Source organism: Serratia sp. (in: enterobacteria), assembly GCF_051654945.1.
Lineage (GTDB): Bacteria > Pseudomonadota > Gammaproteobacteria > Enterobacterales > Enterobacteriaceae > Chania.
Genome location: NZ_JBOFZA010000023.1, coordinates 1 through 22834, shown reverse-complemented (window position 1 = coordinate 22834; position 22834 = coordinate 1). Strand labels below are relative to the sequence as shown.

At 50.6% G+C, this 22834-nt stretch carries 22 protein-coding genes and 1 pseudogene; 15 read left to right on the top strand and 8 right to left on the bottom strand.

Translation table 11 applies throughout. The features are described from left to right. Positions 1 to 222: 222 nt before the first annotated feature. Entirely contained in the window at positions 223 to 1146 is a 924-nt protein-coding gene (gene nac, locus ACRDCA_RS00555) for a nitrogen assimilation transcriptional regulator NAC (protein ID WP_438687828.1), read from the top strand. A gap of 83 nt (positions 1147 to 1229) precedes the next feature. On the opposite strand, the gene ACRDCA_RS00550 is transcribed toward nac, so the two are convergent. Then, positions 1230 to 2687 carry an AMP nucleosidase gene (locus ACRDCA_RS00550; RefSeq protein ID WP_438687827.1) on the bottom strand — a complete coding sequence of 486 codons (1458 nt, stop codon included), beginning with the start codon at positions 2685 to 2687 and terminating at the stop codon, positions 1230 to 1232. 293 nt (positions 2688 to 2980) lie between these two features. On the opposite strand from ACRDCA_RS00550, the gene ACRDCA_RS00545 reads away from it, so the two are divergent. The 3 genes from ACRDCA_RS00545 to ACRDCA_RS00535 are packed head-to-tail and all read left to right on the top strand — an operon-like array spanning position 2981 to position 7481. Further along, positions 2981 to 4081 (top strand): hypothetical protein, encoded by a 1101-nt coding sequence (locus ACRDCA_RS00545; RefSeq protein WP_438687826.1) that lies wholly within the window; start codon positions 2981 to 2983, stop codon positions 4079 to 4081. Further along, the gene (locus ACRDCA_RS00540; protein WP_438687825.1) at positions 4074 to 4973 is read left to right on the top strand and encodes a phosphatase PAP2 family protein; all 900 of its coding nucleotides are present in this window, start codon (positions 4074 to 4076) and stop codon (positions 4971 to 4973) included. The genes ACRDCA_RS00545 and ACRDCA_RS00540 overlap by 8 nt, the downstream gene beginning before the upstream one ends. A gap of 3 nt (positions 4974 to 4976) precedes the next feature. Next, complete coding sequence (locus tag ACRDCA_RS00535) at positions 4977 to 7481, top strand: PEP/pyruvate-binding domain-containing protein (protein ID WP_438687824.1); 2505 nt, start codon at positions 4977 to 4979, stop codon at positions 7479 to 7481. A 1-nt stretch (position 7482) separates the two neighbouring features. Here ACRDCA_RS00535 and csgC read toward each other — a convergent pair whose 3' ends face one another. Next, a complete protein-coding gene (gene csgC, locus ACRDCA_RS00530; RefSeq protein ID WP_438687823.1) occupies positions 7483 to 7977 on the bottom strand; it encodes a curli assembly chaperone CsgC in 495 nt (164 codons plus the stop codon). A gap of 813 nt (positions 7978 to 8790) precedes the next feature. Here csgC and csgD point away from each other — a divergent pair. The 3 genes from csgD (at position 8791) to ACRDCA_RS00515 (ending at position 10970) form a co-directional block, all read left to right on the top strand. After that, positions 8791 to 9435, top strand: a complete 645-nt coding sequence (csgD, locus tag ACRDCA_RS00525) for a biofilm master transcriptional regulator CsgD (RefSeq protein WP_438687822.1) — start codon at positions 8791 to 8793, stop codon at positions 9433 to 9435. A gap of 12 nt (positions 9436 to 9447) precedes the next feature. Continuing rightward, a complete protein-coding gene (locus ACRDCA_RS00520) occupies positions 9448 to 9831 on the top strand; it encodes a CsgE family curli-type amyloid fiber assembly protein (RefSeq protein ID WP_438687821.1) in 384 nt (127 codons plus the stop codon). Positions 9832 to 10004: 173 nt separating this feature from the next. After that, positions 10005 to 10970 (top strand): CsgG/HfaB family protein, encoded by a 966-nt coding sequence (locus ACRDCA_RS00515; RefSeq protein WP_438687820.1) that lies wholly within the window; start codon positions 10005 to 10007, stop codon positions 10968 to 10970. Between the two features lie 238 nt (positions 10971 to 11208). Here ACRDCA_RS00515 and csgF read toward each other — a convergent pair whose 3' ends face one another. Continuing rightward, complete coding sequence (gene csgF / locus ACRDCA_RS00510) at positions 11209 to 11619, bottom strand: curli production assembly/transport protein CsgF (RefSeq protein WP_438687819.1); 411 nt, start codon at positions 11617 to 11619, stop codon at positions 11209 to 11211. Positions 11620 to 11927: 308 nt separating this feature from the next. On the opposite strand from csgF, the gene csgB reads away from it, so the two are divergent. Both csgB and ACRDCA_RS00500 read left to right on the top strand, forming a co-directional pair. Then, a complete protein-coding gene (csgB, locus tag ACRDCA_RS00505; RefSeq protein ID WP_438687818.1) occupies positions 11928 to 12374 on the top strand; it encodes a curli minor subunit CsgB in 447 nt (148 codons plus the stop codon). Between the two features lie 45 nt (positions 12375 to 12419). Next, on the top strand, positions 12420 to 13376 hold the full coding sequence (locus ACRDCA_RS00500; RefSeq protein ID WP_438687817.1) for a hypothetical protein: 957 nt from the start codon (positions 12420 to 12422) through the stop codon (positions 13374 to 13376). 106 nt (positions 13377 to 13482) lie between these two features. On the opposite strand, the gene pagP is transcribed toward ACRDCA_RS00500, so the two are convergent. The 3 genes from pagP to ACRDCA_RS00485 form a co-directional block, all read right to left on the bottom strand. Then, complete coding sequence (gene pagP / locus ACRDCA_RS00495; protein WP_438687816.1) at positions 13483 to 14058, bottom strand: lipid IV(A) palmitoyltransferase PagP; 576 nt, start codon at positions 14056 to 14058, stop codon at positions 13483 to 13485. Positions 14059 to 14252: 194 nt separating this feature from the next. Beyond that, entirely contained in the window at positions 14253 to 17825 is a 3573-nt protein-coding gene (locus tag ACRDCA_RS00490; protein WP_438687815.1) for a transporter substrate-binding domain-containing protein, read from the bottom strand. Positions 17826 to 17829: 4 nt separating this feature from the next. Then, on the bottom strand, positions 17830 to 18453 hold the full coding sequence (locus ACRDCA_RS00485) for a response regulator (RefSeq protein ID WP_438687814.1): 624 nt from the start codon (positions 18451 to 18453) through the stop codon (positions 17830 to 17832). A 275-nt stretch (positions 18454 to 18728) separates the two neighbouring features. Here ACRDCA_RS00485 and ACRDCA_RS00480 point away from each other — a divergent pair, with 275 nt between their 5' ends. Continuing rightward, the gene (locus ACRDCA_RS00480; RefSeq protein ID WP_438687813.1) at positions 18729 to 19277 is read left to right on the top strand and encodes a LuxR C-terminal-related transcriptional regulator; all 549 of its coding nucleotides are present in this window, start codon (positions 18729 to 18731) and stop codon (positions 19275 to 19277) included. Between the two features lie 110 nt (positions 19278 to 19387). Here the strand turns inward: ACRDCA_RS00480 and ACRDCA_RS00475 are convergent, their stop codons facing one another. Next, positions 19388 to 19804 (bottom strand): NlpC/P60 family protein, encoded by a 417-nt coding sequence (locus ACRDCA_RS00475; protein WP_438687812.1) that lies wholly within the window; start codon positions 19802 to 19804, stop codon positions 19388 to 19390. Between the two features lie 19 nt (positions 19805 to 19823). On the opposite strand from ACRDCA_RS00475, the gene ACRDCA_RS00470 reads away from it, so the two are divergent. The 5 genes from ACRDCA_RS00470 to ACRDCA_RS00450 all read left to right on the top strand — a co-directional run bounded on the left by ACRDCA_RS00470 (position 19824) and on the right by ACRDCA_RS00450 (position 22712). Next, the gene (locus ACRDCA_RS00470; protein WP_438687811.1) at positions 19824 to 19988 is read left to right on the top strand and encodes a hypothetical protein; all 165 of its coding nucleotides are present in this window, start codon (positions 19824 to 19826) and stop codon (positions 19986 to 19988) included. A gap of 237 nt (positions 19989 to 20225) precedes the next feature. Next, on the top strand, positions 20226 to 20534 hold the full coding sequence (locus tag ACRDCA_RS00465) for a hypothetical protein (RefSeq protein WP_438687810.1): 309 nt from the start codon (positions 20226 to 20228) through the stop codon (positions 20532 to 20534). Between the two features lie 666 nt (positions 20535 to 21200). After that, positions 21201 to 21734 (top strand): fimbrial protein, encoded by a 534-nt coding sequence (locus ACRDCA_RS00460; protein WP_438687809.1) that lies wholly within the window; start codon positions 21201 to 21203, stop codon positions 21732 to 21734. 80 nt (positions 21735 to 21814) lie between these two features. Beyond that, a complete protein-coding gene (locus ACRDCA_RS00455; RefSeq protein ID WP_438687808.1) occupies positions 21815 to 22363 on the top strand; it encodes a fimbrial protein in 549 nt (182 codons plus the stop codon). A gap of 1 nt (position 22364) precedes the next feature. Further along, entirely contained in the window at positions 22365 to 22712 is a 348-nt protein-coding gene (locus tag ACRDCA_RS00450) for a FimD/PapC N-terminal domain-containing protein (RefSeq protein WP_438687807.1), read from the top strand. On the opposite strand, the pseudogene ACRDCA_RS00445 reads toward ACRDCA_RS00450, so the two are convergent. After that, positions 22709 to 22834: pseudogene (locus ACRDCA_RS00445) on the bottom strand (IS5 family transposase); the annotation flags it as partial. The gene ACRDCA_RS00450 and the pseudogene ACRDCA_RS00445 overlap by 4 nt on opposite strands.

The window sequence follows — 22834 nt, the reverse complement described above, 5'->3', positions numbered from 1 at the left end:
GGTTTTTTTTATCTGAACCACGCTGGGGCCTGGTTATGTTCCAGCGTGGTGCAGATCCTGACTTTACCTCATCACTTTACCCCGCCTTATTATCACCTTCCTTTATTTTTTAATGACTTGGATTTATAAAAGACTGAATGTCCTGTCTGGCCCGTTTTTTGCTGCTGTGATTGATATCGTCACATTATCAGCCAACGCAGTTAACCGCAGGTGGGAGCCAAGATGAATTTCAGACGCTTGAAGTATTTCGTAAAGATCGTCGATATCGGCAGCCTGACTCAGGCGGCAGAAGTGTTGCATATTGCGCAGCCAGCACTGAGCCAGCAAGTTGCCACCCTGGAAGGAGAGCTGAAACAGCAATTGCTGATCCGTACCAAACGCGGAGTCCTGCCTACGCAGGCCGGAAACATTCTGTATGCCCATGCGCAAACCATTCTTCAGCAGTGCGAGCAGGCTCAGCTAGCGGTTATCAACAGTGGGGAAACGATGGCGGGGCAGGTGATGGTTGGTCTGGTGCAGGGCAGTGCGGCCTCGCAACTGGCGCTGCCGTTGTTGCAGGCGGTGCGCGATCGGCATCCCGGCATTTTGCTGAGCCTGAATGAAAACATCGGCAGTGCGTTGAGCCATCAGGTGGCAACGCAGGCTCTGGATATGGCGGTGATGTACGGAGAGAACGCGTCGTCTAATCTGAACGTCATGGCATTGGCGAAAGAAGAGTTGTATCTGGTGGCGGCAAGGAGTATCCCTCATCCGGGTAACAGCATCGATTTATCTGCGGCGAGTCGGTTTAATCTGTTTTTGCCGCGTGAGGGGGACGTGGTGCGCGGCCTGATTGATGAGGCTTTGGCATTACGCCAACTCACGGCGAATGTGATTGGTGAAATCGAATCCCACAGCATGCTTTGCGCCGCTATTGCCAGCGGCATGGGGGCGACGATCCTGCCAGAATCGATTGCCAGAGCAATGATCGGCCCGGCCAAGGCGTGGATGATCCGCCTCAATGCTCCGGCGCTTTCAGTGCCGTTGGCGTTGGTGGTCTCCGGCCACAAACCGCTTACTGCGGCTGCGGGAGCGGTGAAGGAAATCCTGCTGGCCATCACCGCCAGCCATCATCAGCCGACGCGGGTGCTGGCTTTGGCGCAATAATAGCTCCTCAAGGGTAACATTTTACACCGTATGGGCGCCGCGTGCGCCCGAATAATCGCCTGCGACGCCCAGTTGGTTTTGGATTAACGGAAGGGGGGTTCGTTGAAAGTACGCAGTTTGCGCGAATGCAGGTGTTCACCTTCGGCCCGTAGCAGGTCGATGGCACAAATGCCGATCTGCAGGTGTTCCGAGATCGCCCCTTCGTAGAAACGATTTGCCTGACCAGGCAGCTTGATTTCGCCATGCAGTGGCTTATCAGACACGCACAACAGCGTGCCATAAGGCACCCGGAAGCGATAACCCTGCGCGGCGATGGTGGCACTTTCCATATCGACGGCGACGGCGCGGCTGAGGTTAAAGCGCAGTGCGGAAGCCGAATAGCGCAACTCCCAGTTGCGATCGTCGGTGGTGACCACCGTACCGGTGCGTAGTCGCTGTTTTACCGCCTCTCCCGGCATGCCGCTGACCGTTTTGGTGGCGTCATACAGCGCGCGCTGAACTTCCGCGATACTTGGGATTGGGATATCCGGTGGCAGTACCGAGTCTAGTACGTGATCGTCACGCAGGTAGGCGTGGGCCAATACGTAATCACCAATCGACTGACTTTCCCGCAGGCCGCCGCAGTGGCCAATCATCAGCCAGGCGTGGGGGCGCAGTACGGCCAGGTGATCGCAGATGGTTTTGGCGTTGGAAGGGCCCACCCCGATATTGACCAGCGTGATCCCCTGGCCATCGTTGGCGATCAGGTGATAGGCAGGCATCTGGTGATTTTTCCAGGCCAGATCCGATACCGTCTGCTCTGGATTTGGCGATTCTGCCGTTACATAGTGACCCCCCGCACAAGATAGCGCGATATAGGGGCTGGCTGGATCGGCGATCTGGCTGCACGCCCAGCGAACAAACTCATCGACATAGCGCGTGTAATTGGTAAACAACACAAAGTGCTGAAAATGTTCTACCGACGTGCCGGTATAGTGCCGCAGGCGTGCCAGTGAGAAATCGGTCCGCAGGGCGTCAAAATGGGAAAGTGGAAAATGGTTGGCGAAAGGAGACAGGCCATCGGCATTTTCATCGCCGATCTGCGCCAGTTCGGTGGTGGGGAAATGCTTGGTAAGCCCGGCACTCATGGTTCTGTCCAAGGTCAGATCGGAGCCGTCGATCACGTAGGGGAAAGGGATCTCCTGCTGGGAAGGAACCACTTCAATTACCGCAGCGTATTCACTGGCCAGCATGGCTAGCTGTTCGGCCAGATAGGGGCGGAACAGCTGTGGCCTGGTGATAGTGGTAGTGTAATTGCCTGGCCGGGTAAAGCGGCCATAGGCGCGGGTTCTTGGGTGATCGGGATGTTCGCCATCCCAGCGCACACGCAGTTCCGGGTAGGAAAATAGGCCCGAGGCACGGGCCTGGGCGTCTGGCAGGGTACCATCGGCGATAAAGGCTTTGATGGCAGCGCGTAGGGCATTGACCGATGCGTCATACAGTACTTCGAGTTGGTCGAGGGCTTGCAGGGCAGTCAACGACGTTTTATTAGGGGTATGCATTGTTTTTCCTCGGTTCTTGCGATACCTCAGCATAGCGTAAAGCGTTGGCTGAATGAATCTCTCTGCCATTTCTCTCGAATCGCCGCATTAACAAATACCTGTCGTTAAGGACGAAAATAACAAGCCGCGCTTTGGCGGCGGGATTTTAAATGACGTAAATCGCCACCAGGTTCCCGTTGTTAAATCTTGCGCTGCCCGGCTATGATAGTGCACTGAGGCAATGGATAGATTGAGAGGCAAGCCTGGCGTCTGGTTGACTGGCGCACTGCGTTTGACTTCGGGGGCATAGGGACATGGAGCAGGGACCTTCCAGCCAGACACCTGGCTATTTACGTTTTACGCCAGGGCGGCCGCTCTCGCTTTGGCATCGCTACGTTGCCCGCCTGCTGGTGCACTTCTACTATTCCTCCTTGAAATTTTTTACGCCGAACGGGCTGCGTGTCGCCCCGTTGAATGGCGAGATACCAACCTTGCTGCTGGCCAGCCATCGCAATGGCGCGACAGACGGTTGGGTATTCAACCAACTGTTGCCTGGCGCACAATTTCTCACCGCGGTGCAATTGCTGCGCTCACGCTTTCTGCGGTTAATGTTTGCGGGGATCCCCGTCGTTCGTGACAAGGATCGCCAGCGTTATGGCTATAGCCGTGCACAGGCGGGAAACCCCATTCTTCATGCCATCGCTCATGTTAAACAAAGCGGCAGCGTGATCGTCTTCCCCGAAGGCACCAGCGAATGGGGGCCAGGGCCGCAACCTTATCAGCCCGGTGCAGCGAAAATTGTCCGGCGGCTGATGCAGGATCGCTGTCGTTTTCAGGTGGTGGTGGCCGGTTGTTTCTATCAGGCGCCAGATCGTCTGGGCTCTGCCGTCGAGCTGTTGGTAAGCGAACCTCTGGTTCTGCCTGAGCAAGGCGATGCCAGTGCAGCAGAGTGGGAGCAGAATATTCATCAGTGCCTGAGTCACGCGTTAGACCGAGTCTCGGTTAACTGCCGGGATGAACAGATGTTGGCTCGGGTAGCAGAGCAAGCCTGGAATTCTCGCCGTGCTGGGGATTCCTATGCGCAGGCGTTCAAACAGGCAGAACAGCAGACGTTAAGCGAGCCTGTCGTAGCCGCGCCGCTGGCAACCCGTTCAATATCAGACCAACTGTTGTGGCGTCTGTTTATCCTCACGCTGTTACCGGTGTGGTTCGCTGGTTGGTGGGTTGGGCGCAAAGCCGATGGCCGCAACACCACCACCTTTTTCCGCCTTGCCGGCGGTTTCGCCATGGCGCTGCTCTGGCTTCCCTGTTTGCTGATAGCCGCGATATTTTATCCCTGGCTCCTGTTGCTTTACGGCGCGGCAGTGTTGGGATGGCGGCGGCGGGGAAAATTTGCAGGAGCAAACCTTGAATAGTCTTATCGAACCAGATGCAGGGGCGGCCAGACATGGCGTGAAGCTCAGTCATCGCTGTTACCTCGGGGTGATTGCCCTGATCTGGATGGCCGGGATAGTTAGCGCCATCCGCCTGGAGGACAGCCAGTTTATTATCCCTGGCGTATTTAGCCTGTTGACTCTGTACTTGCTGTTCAAAGCCACCTATGCCCGTTCGGAACGTTGGAGAAGTTGGCTTGGGGTGATCCAGTTTGCCAGCAGTTGGTTGGTCTTTCCGCTATTCAAGGCGATCCACCAGGCAACACAAAGATCCTTTGATACCGAACTGCTGGCGTTGGATCGCGTGTTGTTTGCTGGCGTTGGGGCGACCGAGCGGGTCCGAGTACTGGAGAATTACTGGCTGTCGGAAGTGTTGAGCCTGTGTTATCTGGCCTTTTATCTGCTGATCCTGGTGCCGGTGATCGTCTATGCCGTAAAGCGCAAAACGCAGGCCAGCCGCGGGTTCTTTTATGGCCTGATGCTGATGTATCTGTTTGGCTTTATCGGCTATTGCCTGATCCCAGCCGCCGGCCCTTATCTGCAATTCCCCGAGCTATTTAGCTATCCGCCGTCTGGGGGCGCGATCACCGCTTTTCTGGTGGGCCTGGTTGCGCAAGGGGGAACTGGGATGGATGTTTTCCCCAGCCTGCACTGCGGTATCAGCCTGTATATTCTCGGGTATCTGATATTGCAGCGGCATTTTTGCATCGCTCTGCTGATTTTCCCCGTTGTTGTCGGGCTGGTTCTGGCAACGCTTTATTTGCGCTATCACTATGGTATCGACCTGATTGCAGGGGCTCTGCTTGCCTGCACGGTGCTGGCGTGGTTGCGCTACTGCGGTTACTTTTGTCACGATGCCACGCTAAGGATATAGCATATGCACCTAGCAACAGATTTTACCTTGGTATTCTCCGATGTCCGTGCCACCGAGTTGCAACTGAGCGGCGGTAAGGGCGCGAGTCTGGCACGCCTTACCGCTGGCGGTCTGCCGGTTCCTCCTGGATTTATCGTTACCGGTGAGGCGTATCGCCAGTTCCTGGCTCCGCTAATGTCACAGATCACCGCCATTTTGCAACAAAGTGCCGATGCCGCCGTACAGAGCCGGAGGATCCAGCAACTGATCCGTGCGCAGCCGATTGATAAGGCATTGTCACAGTCGATAGCCGAACGATTGCAAGCGCTGGGAGCGGAGCAGTGGGCAGTGGCCGTGCGTTCGTCTTCAACTTTTGAGGATCTGCCCGGAGCCGCCTTTGCCGGGCAACATGATACTTTTCTGAACCAACGTGGTCTGGCGGAAATCCTCACCGCGTTGCGGGATTGCTATGCCTCCTTGTGGCATGAGCACGCGATGATGTATCGCATCCGCCTACAGCTTGCCCATCTGGACGCTTCAATGGCAGTGGTCGTACAGCAAATGGTAGAGATGACGGCGGCAGACAGTGCGGGCGTCGCTTTTTCGATCGATCCTATCCAGGGCGATCTGAACCGGGTGCTGATTAACGCCTGTTTTGGGCTGGGCGAATCGGTCGTCGGGGGTGAGCAGGAAATTGATGAGTTCCGCGTGGCGCTACCGGACTTGACGGTGGTTGAGCGCAATATCGGCCAAAAACGCGAGATTATCCTCAAGGATACGCAAGGGGTTAAGCACCTGGCGCTCTCTGCCGAGCAGATGGGGCAACCTTCTCTGACCGATGTCCAGTGCCAGACGGTGGCGAAAATGGCCCGGCAGGCGCAGACGTTCTTTGGTTTTCCGCAGGACATCGAGTGGGCGTTTAGTGCCGGAAACTGCTATCTGCTGCAATCACGGCCGGTGACCTACGTGCCTGAACGCTGGACGCGTGACGAGTCCGCCGAGCGTTTCCCCAATGCGGTCACTCCGCTGACCTGGGATCTGGCCGAGGAAGGCTTCCATGAATCACTGAACTTTTCCTTTGAGCTGATGGGCTTGCCGCACTTTGGTGGCAAGTGGTTTGCTATCAAGGATTTCTATATCTACGGTAACCAAAACGCGGTTGAGCTGTATGCGGGCGGTATGCCGGGGGGCATCAGCTCAATTGAACAATTGCAGGCGGCATTGCCTGAGCTGGCCAGGCGCTATTCTTGGGTTCAGGAACTGCCTGTCCGCTGGATGCGTGATCTGGACACCTATCTGCTAGAGATTGGTGCGCTGTTGCGTGAAGATCTCTCGACCCGCGGGCTGGATGAATGTTGGCAATACGTACTGAACGTGCGCGATGCCGGCAAGCGCTACTTCTTGCCCAACATCGCTATCTCACTGACTCAGCGCACCTTGTATGCCGTGCTCTACCAGATCCTGAACATGTCGATGGCGCCCACCGAGGCCAAAGCGATGTTCGATCTGTTGCTGTCGGTTTCCGATACCAAAACCGGGCAGGTGAATGCGGAACTTTGGGAGCTTTCCCGGCAGATCCGTCGTGATGCGGCCTTGCAGCAGGCATTTGAACAGCTGCCTGCAAGAGAGTTGGTCAATCAGCTTCAGGCCTACCCGGCATTTGAGGCACAGCTGACGCAGTTCTTGCAGCGGCATGGTCATCGTGAGCTGGACTTTGACGCTTACTACCCAACCTGGCTGGAAGCACCGCATATCGTACTGGATCAGCTTAATATGCTGGTGGAGCTGGCCGATGAGGATCTGGCCGGGCAGGCATTGAATGCCAAGCTGGCGGCTTCGGCAGCACAGCACCAGTATTTGAGCCTGGCTCCGGAAGGGATGCGTTACTTTATCGAGGAAGTGATCCGTCTGGCGCGGGTTTACACCTATCTGGACGATTTGGAGCATTACCAGACTACGCGTCTGACACTGCCGTTCCGCAAAGGGATCCAAGAAATTGGTGAAAGATTGGTCGCTCGTGGCGTATTGAGCGAGGCCAGTGACATCTACTTTGCCCCGTTCAAGGTGGTCGATGAGGCTATGAGGCAGGATCGGTTTGAGCATCTGGCACAGGTGGTACGAGACAACAAGGCGGGCTGGCAACAGGCTAAACTGCAAAGCCCGGCGTGGAATTTTGGCGAGCAGCCTGGCCCAGAAGATACTCCGACCGGCAACGAGCTGAAGGGTCTGGCTGGCAGCCCCGGCACCATCGAGGGGGAAGTGTTCCTGATCCACAGCCCAGAAGACTTTGCCCAGTTCCCCAAGGGGGCGATCCTGGTTGCGAGAACCACCAACCCGGCCTGGACTACCCTGTTTTATCGCGCCTGCGGCGTTATCACCGAGAGCGGTGGGCCGTTATCCCACGGTGCAGTAACGGCACGCGAGCTGCAACTGCCAGCCGTAATGAGCGTCAAGGGCGTGATGAACCGCTTGGAGAACGGCATGCGCGTTCGGCTGGATGGTAAGACCGGTACGGTCAGCATACTGTAAGTTAAAGTCTGGTGGGGGTCAGGGGCGCCGCCTGTGGCGCCCCTTCGGCGTTATCCGGTAGCGTCAGCTGTTTTTCCAGATGCAATTTATCGCCGTCTGTCAGCGTGACGATCACCTGGGTCAAATCCCCCGGATTGACTGAAAGCTTAATCAGCCCCAAGGGGTGCGCAGTATCCGGCGTCAGGGCAACCGAATTTTGCTGGTGTGAGGTGCTTTGCCCCGCAGAGCCTCGATGGCTGACGCTAAAATCGATCTGGCAGGTACAGGCACGCTTGAGCTGGGCCATCGGGGTGATTTTGTATAGGTTGCCCTCTGGTAATGCCTCGATCCACAGCTGGCTGCCATCGCTGTCTATTGAACTATTGCGTTGCTCGCTCATGGTATTGCCACCTTGGTTACCCGGTTCGCTAGCCGAAGCCGGGGTAATATTGCCAATGACGGTCAAAAGGCAAATAAACAGTAAAGGGAACAATGGGCATGTTATGGAGCCGGGCATAGGTACTCCTTGCGAAACGAATAGTTGACCGAATTATGTTTACCGGGTTTTTGGCCGTTCAACATGTTCAATCTCCGGACGGCGCGCATGATTTTTTACCGCGCGATCCGGCAGTTCACCGTGCTGAATGTAACAGCATCAGGGCCACATGCAGGAAGCCTGCCTGATAAATATGGCGCAAGGCAGAGAAATGGATTCATCTGATAGCATTATTTTCCATGGCAAGGCTCATCATAAAGTCGTAATTCGGTTTTTTCAGGTAAATTAGCCTTATCAATTAGCTACGATTAAAAAATTAAATTTTAATATTTTATTATATTTATCATGTGGTTGAAAGGTTTGGTGAGTGGTGTTTGTTGGGGTTTTTAGGGTGAGAATACTATTTATCTGATGATTGGATTTAATGTTATCTGCCTTGTTTTCTCGTTAGGTTGCTAATACTTAACGAGTCACGGCATCTAAGCGGGATGCCAATAAAAATATCGTACCAACCAATTGAATTTACTATTTTTTTATAAAAATCAATAAGAATGATCTTTTTGATGTCTGAGTGCTTGTTTTAATTTATTTATTTAAAACAAGGTGATAAAAAATTGTTTACATTTAGACACAAAAAGCATGCTTGTGTAAGGAATTATTATTATCTAAATTGAATTGGTGTATTTAGCTGCTCCATAAATATACTTATACCATTGAAGTATTTATTGTTATTTAATACCAGGGTTTGTAAGTCAAAAATTGACATTATAAATATGATGATTGTTCACATAAAAATCACTTTTTAGTCCGACAGAGTGATGTATGGAGTTAATCATGTCTAATGATCGAAGCCCCAGTAGTCGTTTTATTCTTATATCAAGACCCTCTTTGCAAACGACCATGTTATTACAGTCTCTCAAACGCAGGCTTTATGCCGATGTGAGTTTGCAACAGGTCGATAGCACCCATGATATCAATATTAGTGATGGCGATTTATTATTGTTTGATATTATGGCCATAGATGAAAAACAGTTTAATCGCTGGTGCATAAACTTACGGCGCTGCGAACGGAGTTTCAAGGTGCTACTGTTTAATACGCCAAACAGCTATCACTACAGTGATATTGTTTCCTGGCCAATGATCAGCGCTGTTTTTTACAGTGACGTTGAGGAGGAATCCCTGATAGAAGGGATCCGGAATGTTTGCCGTGGTGGTAACTGCTTCCCCAAAGAGATCTCCAGTTATATCATGCACCAACTTAGTTTTATCCGGCCTACCTGGAATAAATCGCCGGAACTCACCCATAGGGAAAGGGAGATTTTAAAAAAACTGATGCTCGGTGCCTCTAATGTCGAAATAGCCAATTTACTCTTTATCAGCGAAAATACCGTCAAAACGCATATCTATAATCTCTTCAGGAAAATTTCGGTAAAGAACCGCACCCAGGCCGTTTTTTGGGCCAATCAAAACCTACAGTAGCCGGATGGTAACATGAAGAAAGTAAATTTCTTGCTAATCATCATGCTGATCCTGACGGCACTGTATTCCACGGCTGCGGAGGTGGAGGTGCCTGGACTGATTGCCAGCCGAACGGTAACGTCGGTCGGGCAAAAGTTCAGCCGGGACTTTAGCGATCGCTGGACCGATCCTACGACCAATTTAACCATTACCGAAAAGCCCAGTGCCAGGTGGGGCAGTATTATGACCATCCGGGTAGGGCAAGATATTTTATTTCAGACGGTTATTTTTCCTACTATGCGTAACTATGATGCTACCGTGGATCAAGCGGTAGCCGTTGTCAGTGCTGAATTAAAGAGGCGGGTAATTAATAGAGCCTTATTGCAAACGGGAGACCTTTCCCGTGATGAGTTTTAATTAGTGTCAGTATTTTTTTGCAATAATAAGGACTTTTTTTTAAAGTCGTAATTGGGTTGTTACAATCAGGTATCCTCTATTCTACTTTTTGATTAAACTGGCCGCTTATCAGCTCCAGTCAATCGATACAATGTCGTCTTCACAAAGTTATAATTCAGAGAGGCGGAGTTAGAATGAAAATTCTCTATTTGATCCTATTGACCAGTCTGCTATCCGGATGTATTACGGCCCCACCGAAGGAGGGGGCGAAGCCAACATTATTGCCTAAAGATGCCACCTATAATGATTTGATTGCATTACCCTCGCCAAGAGGGAAGATTTATGTTTCAGTCTATAATATTCAGGATGAAACCGGCCAGTTCCAGCCTTATCCCGCCAGTAACTTTTCCACCGCGGTTCCACAAAGTGCGACCGCGATGTTAGTGTCATCATTAAAAGCCTCGAATTGGTTTTTCCCGCTGGAACGGCAGGGGCTGAATAACTTACTCAATGAAAGAAAAATCATTCGTGCAGCCCAGGAAAACGGCACCGTGGCGGAAAACAACCGCGCTCAGTTGCCTTCGTTGATGGCGGCCAACATCCTGATTGAGGGATCGATTATTGGCTATGCGAGTAATGTGAAATCGGGCGGAATAGGCGCACGCTATTTTGGTATTGGCGGCAGTACGCAGTACCAACTCGATCAGATAGCGGTCAACCTGCGCGTGGTTGATGTCAAAAGCGGGGAGATCCTGTCGTCGGTGAATACCAGTAAAACCATTCTTTCTTATGAGGTCCAGGCCGGGGTGTTCCGCTTTATAGACTACCAACGCCTGCTGGAAGGGGAAGTCGGCTTTACGACCAATGAGCCGGTGATGACCTGCTTGATGGCGGCCATCGAGTCTGGGGTTATCCATCTGATTAACGACGGGATTGAACGCAACCTGTGGGCCTTACAGAACGTTGCCGATGCCAACTCGCCGGTTCTCAGCCGTTACCGCGCAGAAGCCAGAGAGGGCACCACTATTTCCGACGAAGCGCTGGCGAATAACCCGCCGCTTAAGCAGATTGCTCCTGGCAACGGGACTGCTCCTCCGGCTACCGCATCAACCAATACGATCGTCACGCCTGGCATGATGAAGAACGCCAATAAAAGCTAACCCGGCTGTAGTTATTGCATGGTAAAGAAAAACCAGGGCGATCGCGGATTGCCCTGGTTTTTCTATTGGCGTATTACCAAGGAAAGAGAGTGGTGCGGTGAATATTATGTATGGCTAAGAGCATCGGGAGATGTAGACCCCTCCTTGGGTCATGCGGTTTTAACGGTGATTAAGGTTTATTGCTGGGCCTGGTGTTGGCGTAAAGAGATAAATCAACCACGTAAATATTTTATTAATCTTATTGTGAGCCGGTGAGGCCGCTAATTTCGACTTGCGATGTCTGGTTGGTTTTGCGATCGAGGATATTCATCATTAACTGGCCATCGGTATTGGTGACGTTAATCACAAAGTCTGGGGTAACTAACCGGCCTGGTTTGCCTTGGCTGACGTTACCCATCAGGCTGCCCAACAGTTGAGATTGGATCGCCTGGGTGAAGGTATCTAATGCCGAGGGTTGCTGATAGCCATCATAACCTGAACTAGGTGCTTTATAGCCATTTTGTGCCTGGGCCGAGTTTAATAACGTGGCGCCGTTTAATGGGTTACCACCAAAGTTAGGATTGATAAACTGATAAACCATATTCCCGCCCCAGGAATACGAAGAAAAGAGTATCAGCAATGAAAAAGTTGCTACTTTAGTACTAGTCATAGGATCCCCCTGGTTTTATTACTATCAGCTAAGAGAATAGAGCATGCTCTCTGTTTTTCCACTTATTATGACTGTAATTTATCTGTTCAGTTTTTAGTTGTGTAAAAATACAGGGTTAGCCATGAAACTCATACTTCATGGTGAACGGTCTGGCTTGAAATACGTATTATAGATGAGTCTTTTTTAGTGGGAGTAGACATAATCAATGTGAGCTGGAAAACGCTGGCTCGCTACCTGGATGATTTTAAAAACTAACCACGGCCTATTTAAATTGCTGGCAGGTAACTTTCTTATTGAAGGTGGGTAGTATGAAGTTATTAATGTTGCTCCTGTTTATGTTTATCCCGACGACGCTGTTTGCTCAAACCGATCTTGCCGGGGCAGAGTTTAACTTTGCAGCATCGGAGCTAAATTCATCGTCTGCTGGAATGAACGCCTATATCCACCAACAGGGTACGGGTATGTCTGCGGGCATTCGCCAATCTGGCGGCGCAGGATTGACGGCGGTGATTAACCAGCTGGGCGGTGCCAACATGGCAAATATTCAGCAAGTCGGGGCGAACGATATCGCGCTTATCAGTCAGGTTGGGTGGGGGAATGAAGCCAACATCCAACAAACGGGTTCTGGGGACTTCGCCTCGATTGTACAAAATGGTTATCTCAATCGAGCGACGGTGATCCAGCAAGGTAACAATCTTTCTACGAAGGTTGTTCAGAATGGTACGGGAATGTCTATCAAGGTCACTCGGCCTTAATAGCATTTAAACTAACTAATCGTAAATTTTATGGCAGGTAATATTATGAATCTGTGGAAAATGACAGCATTAGCTAGCCTTGTAATCTCTACCGGTGCACTGGCCGCTACCGAAACCACCACGGTACAACAGACAGGTATCGGTAATAATGCCGTAACCCAGCAAGGGCTGCTTTTACAACCCGCGACCAATTCAACCACCTCCATTTATCAGGTAAATGGCGCCAATGCCAACGATGCCTATACCACCCAACTGGCGACCAATAGCTCAATCAGCGTCACGCAGCAGCTAGGTCACGACAATAGAGTAGGCAGTGCTGCCTCACCGTTTACACAAACTGGAGGTCATAACGACACCACCATTGTGCAAAGCGGGAGTTTTAACAATGTTACCGCACCTGCAGCTTCAGTTCAGGGGGGCAACTATAACTCGTTAACCGTCCTCCAGACCGGTAACAACAACAACGCCACACCAACGCAGAATTCTGGTGCCTTTAACACCACGCTGGTTACCCAGACAGGGAATAATGACCAGGCCACCACGGCTCAATACGGCTCATTCAACACCACGATTGTCACTCAGTCACCCGTCGGTGGCGGGGCAGGGGCTAACGGTAGCAATAATACTGCAACAACCTCGCAAATTGGCCTGAGTAACTACGCTAATGTGCAGCAGACGGGGTCAAGTGGTGGCAATGGTAATCCGAATGGTGGCGTCAATGTCACGCAGGTTGGGCTTGCCAACTCTGCAATCACCACACAGGATGACTGGGGCGGTGAAACCGATGTGCAGCAATACGGTGCTTTTCACACGGCATCTGTGGTGCAAAATTCACCTAGCGATGGTGCAAACGGCTACAGTCACGCTGATTTGATCCAGACTGGTTTGGCTAACAGCGCGTCCATTACGCAAAACTACGGTATCGTTAACGGCTCCGTGGCTGCCAATGCCTATGTGACCCAAGGCGGCGCCTTTAACCACGCGAGCGTGACCCAAAACTAACGCAAGCGGGCACATGCAGCGCCCCTACGGCGAACTGATTGAGGTCCACAGTCTAAAGCCCGCTTGGATGTCTAAGCGGGCTTTTCATTGGCGGTGGTCCAGTGAACTAGAAGGCAAAACGCAGCCATGCGAAGAGCACGTTGCCGTTGTTGTAGGTCCCAGGGATATAGGTGAACTGTACGGTTGCCTGCTTATAGCCAGCGGAGAACAGCGGCAGCACGATCGGTAGTGGAATGTAATTGCCGAAATCTTCGCGTGCGGTGATGCCTGCCGTCACCCCAAACCCCAGGCGAAAATCTTGATTCTGATCCAGATACCAGCCTTTCTCCCAGCCATAGCCGACAATCGGCTGCCATTCATTATGGGAGTCTTTAAACATCATGGCGTACAGGGCGCTCCAGTCACCTTCTTCGTTATAGCGGGAAATCCCCAGGCCGCCGCCCCAAGGCATCTCATTGTAATGATCCGTCTTTTCTTTATCGTACATAAAGCGGGCGTGCCAGCTGATAAAGGGCAGGTAAAGATCGTGGTATTGCGGATCCTCCCAGGTTTGCGCGACGCCGCTGGTTAACGAATTCCACCAACCCGAGACCCGACCAGTGCTATTACCTGGCTCCGCTGCGCCAGTTGGCGTTGCCAACAGTACCAGTCCCGCCCAGACCACCGCATGAAAAATCCGCATAGCGTGCTCCCCTTTGATCGGTAATAACCCATGACCTTCCGTTGTTTACGTCGCAATTTTTATCTTTATAGGTATCGCATCAGTGGTGTTGAGCTGACAAGTTAAAGTCTAGCCGATGGCTAGCACTTTTCAGGTAATCATAAAAATTCATTGGCTGGCTTGCCAGCCGTAGCAGGGCATAGCGGGAGGGTGATTCACAGATTAAGCCAGGACTGGATCGAACATTGTAACGTTTTAAGTTTGCTATCCAACTGCTTAAGCCGTTGGTTGAGCAATTCCTCGTTCACCGGTGGCTCACAAAGCGTTTCCAACTGACTACAGAGTTCATCGATTTCTTTGGCATAAATGACCTGCGCACCCCCTCCCAGTTTATGCAGGCATCCCGCCAGCGCTGGCCAATCTTTCTCTGCCCAGTATCGCCAGGTATCTGCCAGGTCGACATCATTCTCTTGGCAGATGCGCAGCAGTAAACGTGACAGCATTTCTTCGTCCTGATGCAGTAGCTCTCTCAGTCCCTGCAAGTCGAGTAAATCGATCAAATCGGGGACGGATTCGGTTTTCGCCACATTTCGCAGTGCCTTTTCCAACTGTGAAAGTCGCAACGGTTTGAACAGACAATCATTCATACCGGCAACAATCCCTTTCTCCCTCACGTCCGACTGGGCATTGGCCGTCAGACCAAAAATGGCAACGTTGCCTCCGGCTGCGCGGATCTTGTGAGTCAACGTGAAACCATCCATGCCCGGCATTGCGCAGTCCGTGATGATGAGATCGGGCATTTCGGCTTGCCATTTATCCAGCCCTTCCTGGCCGCTTTTCGCTTCCAATACCTGATGGCCCAACTGTATCAGTTGCCGGCTCAGTACCATCCGGTTGGCGGGATGATCGTCCACAATCAGCACCTTGAGTGGCTGATTGCGTAATTCACGCCGCATATTGCCCGAGCCCACCGTGTTTTGCGCCTGTCGTGCCGCGACGGGCAACTCAATCAGGATCAACGTTCCACGACCCGGCGTACTGCGCATCTGCATTGTGCCGTGCATTTTCTCCAGCAACTGGCTACTGATCACCAGACCTAGGCCGGTACCGGTTTGCTTTCGACCAGCCGCGAGTTGGGCAAAGGGTTTAAACAACTGCTGCTGATCGGCAAGGCTGATGCCTATTCCCGTATCTTCGATTTCGATATGTAACATCAGGCTATCTGAGGCGGTACGCAGGCTTTGCAGCCGTACGCCAATTCTTCCTTGTTCGGTAAATTTCACCGCATTGCTCAGATAGTTGGCAATGGTCTGTCTCAGGCGACTGCCATCGACAAAAATTTCCAGCTCGGCTTCCGTCCGGCTGTCGAAACTCAACTCCAGACCTTTTTGCCGGGCAACTTCCTCAAACACTCGGATAATCGGTGTGATGATCGCATTCAACCGCAGCCATTCAGGGGACAGCTCAAGTTGACCACTTTCAATTTTCGCCATATCCAGCACGTCACCAATCAGCCCCATCAGGGTCTGGGCCGATTCGAAAGCGACCTCAATGGCTTCGTTAACGGGCTGTTTGCGCACCTCCAGTTCCAGTAGCCCCAGGATGGCACTGATGGGGGTGCGAATTTCATGACTCATGGTGGCAAGAAACGAACTTTTGGCCTGGTTGGCTCGTTCGGCGAGTTCTTTTTCCACCGACAAGGCTTGCAGCAGGCGTTTATGTTCAGTGACATCCTGCCAGCCGCATATCAGCCCGCCAACCTCTCCGTGCGTATCGACGTAGGGCGTAGCCCAGTGGGCAATCACCCGATCTTCTGCACCATTATTGACCGTAAACTCCTGCGTCTCGCCTGCAATAGCCTCTGCGTGGGGTTGAGCCAATTCCAGGGACAGCACCTGCTGCAGACCTGACAACGGATGGCGTAAGTCAAACAACGAATGGCGTAATGTTCCATCAGGCAACTGGCTGAAGTATTGCCGATACGCTGCATTATGGGTGAGGACAGCAAGCCCCCGATTCAGGACATAAATGGGGGTGGGGGAACCATTAAGCAGCGTATCGCGAAATGTCAGTTGAGCCTGCAACTCTTCCTGTACCAGTTCGCGACGGCGGGTTTCTCTGGCGCGAGCGAACACCCAGATCAGGACGATAAGAATCAGTCCACCGCTGATGGCCAGTACCCAGTAAAACTGTTTGTCGTAAAGTTCCCAGGTATTGATGGGAATGTCCGGTGCACCCTGCCAGCGATGAATGATCAGCGATATCTCCTGCGGGAGAATATCCGCCAGCGCTTTATTGATGATATCCAGCAGTTCCGGTTCATCCCGGCGCACCGCAAAGCCAATCTGGGTGGGATTTTCCCCTAAACGATCGACAACCCTCAGCTTCCCGCGAAAATATCGGTCGACCATGAAGTTGGCCCCCAACTGGTTGCACACGCCACCATCGACTTTGCCTGAGTTCACCAGTTGTAGTACCAGGCTTTCGTTATCGGTATAGATCCATTGGATCCCCGGCCATTGTTCCGCGAGCCGTTCTGATATCGCATTACCGCGCACTGCCGCAAGCGTCAGGTTGTTATTGATTGCCTCGGGGGCATCAGGCGTATTGCGCACCACTAGCACCGCCGGGGTCTGATGCCAGGGGCGGGTAAACATGGCCAGCTTTTCGCGTTTTGGGCTGATGCTGGTGGCAGCAATGATATCCCCTTGGCCACTTTCCAGATCGGCAAACATCTTGTCGACCGAATCCGCGGTGACGATCTGGAAGTTAAGGCCGGTGCGCAGGTGGATGAGGCGTAAAATATCCGCCCCAATACCGTGCAGCTCGCCATTCTTGTCAACCAGGGTAAAAGGGGCAAAAAACGGGTTAACCACGATCTTGACCGTCGGATTATTTTCGATCCAGCGCAATTCCTTCTCCGTCAGCCCCAGCGGTTTCTCAAAGCGCCAGATATCCTGGCGCTGCACCCACTGGCGGGAAATCACGCGGTGCTGGGATTCCGGAATAGCCTGTAAAACCGCATCTATGCTTTGGCGTAGCACCAGATCGTCTTTGCGTAAGATAAAACGCGCGCCAGGATATACTTCTGGATAAACATCGGTAATGGTCAGCTCGTTGCTGTAGTTACGCTCAATCAAAAAGCTCGCTGTCGTCAGGTTACCCAGAAAATAGTCACATTTATGCAGCGAGACGCAGGTCAGGGCACTCTGGCTGGAAGGAAAACGCACGATTGTCGCATGGGGAAAACGCTGAATAATCTGCTGGTCGCCGAGATAGCCTTGAGCTACGGCCAGCGTGATTTGCTTATCCTTGGAATCATTATGGGATGTCACGCTTTCGCGGGAGACCAACGCGGGCCGGTTGGCAATGAAACTTTTGCTTTGCGCATAGTTTTCCTCATCAATCAGCGTACTGCCGCTATCGTCCACCACGGTATCAATTTCGTTTCTCATCATGGCCTGCAAGGCATCGGCGCGTGAGGCATAGCGTATTACCTGAGGCTTTAACCCCAGGTTGCGGACGACCAGGCGGATATAGTCAGCATAAATCCCCTCATAGGTTCCGGACTCTGGCTGCATATCAAAGGGCGGGTTCTCTGGCGCCCAGGTTCCCACGCGCAGGTCTCTCTTTAATCCCAGCCACCGCCATTGGTGATCGGTTAGCGATACATTGAGTTGTGCAGGTTCCTCACGACTGAAAATTTGCAGCGGTTGTGCAGGGGAGTCACTGGCATAGCTTGTTGTTGACAGGACGCTGCACAATAACAGAATTAACGTACGGATCATGAGATCATTCCAGGTTGTTGCGTCGCGCAAAGTCAAACAGATCCAGTTGCGTTTTACAGCCCAGTTTGTCCATTAACCGACTTTTATAGGTACTGACCGTTTTACTGCTGATTTTCATCCGGGTGGAAATCTTGATATTCTCAAGCCCTTTGATCATGTGCTGAAATACCTGGAATTCTTGTGGGGATAATGTCCCCAGCCGTTCCTGGTCATCCATTGATTGCCGGGCATGCTGCGATTCAAAGCGCTTTAAGGGAAAATAGCTATAGCCATTCTGTGCGGCCTTAATAGCCGTCACCAGCTCTGGCAGGTTGTTTTTTTTGCTGATAAATCCGTCGGCACCGCTCAGGGCGCTGCGGGGAGAGTAAAACTCTGGATTCTTGCCGGATATAACAATAATTGTTCCAGGGAAACTTTTTTCACGTAATGCTTTGACCACCTCAATCCCGTTCAGCGAATGGATATCGACATCAACGATCACGATATCGGGATAATGCAGATCAACCAGGGAAAGAGCCTCGATACCATCGCCTGTTTCGGCGACTACGCTATGCCCTTCTTTTTCAACCAAAAATTGAATAGCCATGCGGACAATAGGGTGATCATCTACAATTATAACTTTGGTCATAGACATACCTGATAAATACTGTTGTTTGTTTAATGTTAGCTCTTTTATCGACGTGTGGCACTAATAATTTAAAAATGAGGTGTAGGCCGATTCCTACAGCTTGGTGATGACTATTCTTATTTTAATGCAGTGCTTTTCTTGTTATAAATAGATGGGAGTAAAGTTGTTATATTAAATGCTTTGCATCATTGTGTTGTCCATATTCAATGCGGCTGTTTTCAGTGAGGATCAGAATGATTTATATATGCTCCAATAATAGTTACCTAAAGAAAGGTTTGGAAAACTTACTCTATCCACTTAGCATTCAACAACTGTCTCTTGAAGCCTACAATAGGCAAGCGCCTGGCATCACTAGAACAAGAAGTGTCTTGTTAATTGATACGAGCGTGACCAGTCACTCGTTGATAAATTCTGTTTATCATAATCTTGATGTTATTTTCTTGCATAACACGCCGCATGATAATGTCACGTTGTCCCCTTTTAGTGTCAATTTCCATGCGCTGCATATCGGTATGCCATTAGAGAAATTTTGCAAGATAATCATCAACATCTTGAGCGGTAACCCGCAGGAAGTTATGAGCAAAAAAAAGGACAGGAGACTAACGGTCAAAGAAGAATACGTATTCCGTGAGTCGTTGAAGGGTATTTCAGTACGGGAATTATCTACTGCATGTGGCATTGCTGAAAAGTCAGTCCATACGCACAGGAGGAACGCCTGTCGAAAATTAGGCGTCAACAAGATCAAGGACGTTCTTCCCTTTCATAAATTTTTTGATGAAACAAAGAAACAATCATTGTTCAGCGAGTATGTAGATCTACGTTAACTGTCGTTGATATTTATCATCATGCTCTTGTGCAGACTTTCTGAAACCGCCAGCAGTAACCGACAAATGACTTATAAAACTGCGTGTTAATGCGGTCATAATATAATGGCTTACAAAGCGATACGGCGGGCCGTTTTGTAGCGTTCTGACCAGTAATCATTTTCCAATGTAGAGATAATGACGCCTTTACTGGTAGAGGCATGTACAAACTTGTCATCGCCAATATACACCCCAACGTGACGTAGACTTGAGGATATACGGAAAAAAACAAGGTCTCCCGCTTTGAGATTGTTGCGGCTGGTTTTGACTCCCTGCTTGAGTTGCTGGGCCGTTGTTCTCGGTAGCAGCTTGCGTAGCGTATCTTCAAAAGCGCTATGGAAGATTTTCTGCATTAGCGATGAGCAGTCGATCCCGTTCATGGTTGTCCCGCCGAACCGGTATTTTACACCTTCCCAACGTTCAAATTCAGACAGGATTTTTTGCCGAATAGTGTGTTCGCGAAGGCTATCGTTGCGTATGTCTTGCACGTATGAATCGCGGAGAGGGGTGGCAAATGATAAAGAAGTGGTAACGGATGCCATTAATAATAAGCTGGCTGTAGTAAAAGACCTTAACATCATAAATAAAATTGGTTACTTAATAGTCAGTGAAGGCGAAAAGATAACCAGCAAAAAACAGCGAGTCAAGCCAAGATGTGTTAAGGCTTTGTGACATTCACTCGCTTTAAATTCCCTCACCTGTTGGGGCTATGTTTAACCTGAGAATCAAAAAGACATTGCTGTCAGCATGTTGAAGATAGTGGGATTCCGGGTTACCTGCCTGCCTGTTCTGACCTTTGAAGAAAACCTGTAGGTGGAGACCTACAGACTGCTGATGACGTTTCTTATCCACTGAGTGCAGCACCCCGTATAGTATGCAACTCTAGGTAGTCTTACCCTTTGTGGAGATATGATTATTATCAGATTATTGCTGTTATTTGCCGCCGCGGCGACTTCATTAAACGTGCTTGCCTCTTCCGAGCAAGCCTGGAGCGAGAGCGATAAGGCGATGCGAACCGCCTGCTTGAAGGCCAGTGAGCTAAAGGATACCAAGGTCGTTGGGGGTACCATTCATTACGACGACAGTGTCGGTTATTCTGCACTGGTGATCGCTGGCCGCTACCCGCAGCCGTTTATGAAGAATAAGCCGGGTAAAGAGTTGTGCCTGTACCAGAGAACGAGCAAAAAAGCGGTGGTACAGGAAGGATTGGTTGAATAAATCATCCCACTGCCTGAACGCCAAGTTCAGAGCAGTGGGTTCTTCATCAGGAACGCCGAAATATCTGCCATAACGGGCGGTGGCTATACCTGAGCACGGTTTGCAGATTAACCCACCGCTGTGGCATTACCAGTTGACGAACGATTCCCTTGATGTCCCGCCACCTTGCCGGCTATAGATGTTATCCCCTGTTGCTGCCTGGCGCGGAGGGCTAGCGGTTTCCCTGTCAACGGCTGGCGAAAGACATGCCACCAGGCTATCCAGTTTGTAGGCCATGCCCTACAGCCTGTAGGTAAGTTGTCTTATATTGCGTCCCCGTCGGTTAGATTATTATATTTTCCATGGAGCTCATCTCCTGGCGAGAATTGTGACTTTACTCTGTGAAACCTTTCTCCGAGGTTTCGCAGAGCTTTTTCTCTCTACGATTCATAGGCTGGATGAAAAAATATTTTAATGCACTGTTTCTTATTATCTCTTGCTATGAGAGCTAATAAGAAAACTCACCTTTCAACACGGATTAATTCGTGGGGTGAGTTTTATCAATCACTACACCAGTTGATGCATCTATAGGTACATATTATTGATGGGTGCATCTATAACGGGTGATGAACTGGTGAACGGTGAATAATTTTTTATTTTCAATCAACACTAAAATGGAACGACTAAATGAACCTGAATAAAATTATGCTGGCTGCTGCTATGACTCTCTGTGCAGTAAATGTGGCTCACGCTGCTGGTCAAGGTAGCGGTACTGTGACCTTCACCGGCTCTATTATTGATGCTCCGTGCTCAATTACACCAGAATCAGTTGATCAGACTGTTCCGTTGGGTGAGATCTCTAATGCAGCTCTGGCTAAGGGCGGCAATACTGGTGAATCAAATCCACGTACTTTCGATATTAAACTGGAAAACTGCGACACCACAACTCTGAAGACAGTGACTACCACTTTTAGCGGCGGCGCATCCGAGTATAACGCTGAGTGGTTAGGTCTTAATGGGACTGCAAAGGGTGCTGGTATCATCCTCGCATCACAAAATGGTGGTGACCTGAAGTTAGGTGTGGCTTCAGATGCTCAACAACTGGTTGATGGCGATAATACCCTGCGGTTCTCTGCACGTCTGAAAGGCGGCGGTGAAAGTGCCACTATCGTCCCGGGTTCATTCCAGTCCGTTGCTGACTTTACCTTGGCTTATCAGTAATTAATTCGCAATTAGAGTAGCTGAAAAGCGGAGGCATAACCTCCGCTTTCCTTAATACAGGGAATATTCATGGGGTCTGAATGCGAATAAATCGTTCTGTATGTTTTCTAGTGGCTCCTTCCCTGCTGATTGTCAGCCTGGGTACTATCAACTCGGCAAATGCTGCGCAGGAAGGCTCGGGGCGAGTCAATATGGAAGGGGCCATTATTGATGCAGCCTGTGCGATTGATGTTGGGAGTCGGGATCAAACCATTGATATGGGCGTTTATCCGGTAAGTCAGGTTATTCGTGATGGACGAATTCCTTCACAACCTTTTGCCATCAAACTGGTCGATTGTCGGCTGGAGAGAGGCGAGCCAAATAAACCGGCATGGCAAAAATTTCAGGTCACCTTCTCCGGTAATGCCAATGGGGAACGCTTTACTATGGCTGGCGACGCGCGTGGTATCAATATGCGCATTCTCGACAGCCAAGGGAGCGTAATGATGCCCGGCATTGCCTCATTACCAGCAGGTATTACACCTGGCGAGATGACATTGAATTACACCCTGGATATGGTTGGTAACGGTGAGATTATGCGCGCTGGTGCTTACCGTTCAACGATACGTTTCAAAATGGATTATTATTAAAATGCATTCATCCATGGCATCGTCGAATTTACTTTTTTCTCTGGTTCCAGGGGCACGATTAAGCCGTATTTTTACTGCTATGCTTTTAGCTATGGGATCTTACGCTTCGGCACAAGACGTTCAATTCAATACGGATGTGCTGGATGTTAAAGATCGGGAAAATATCGATCTGAGTCAATTTTCTCAGCGCGGCTATATTATGCCTGGCACTTATAATATGACGATTTCTCTCAATGAAAGTCAATTGCCAGAGCAGCCGATCGCATTTTATCCACTGGATAATGATCCCAAGACGAGTGAAGCCTGCTTAACACCAGAGTTGATCGCCCTATTAGGCTGTGTCCCTTAACCCAATAATCGCTTTAAAAATAACCGAATAGCGCCTAATTTAAGGATGCAAAGGTAATTTCTGGCCGTTTTCTCCGAACGTGTGGCAATACGACGGTATTCTTTTAACAGCCCAAAGCAACG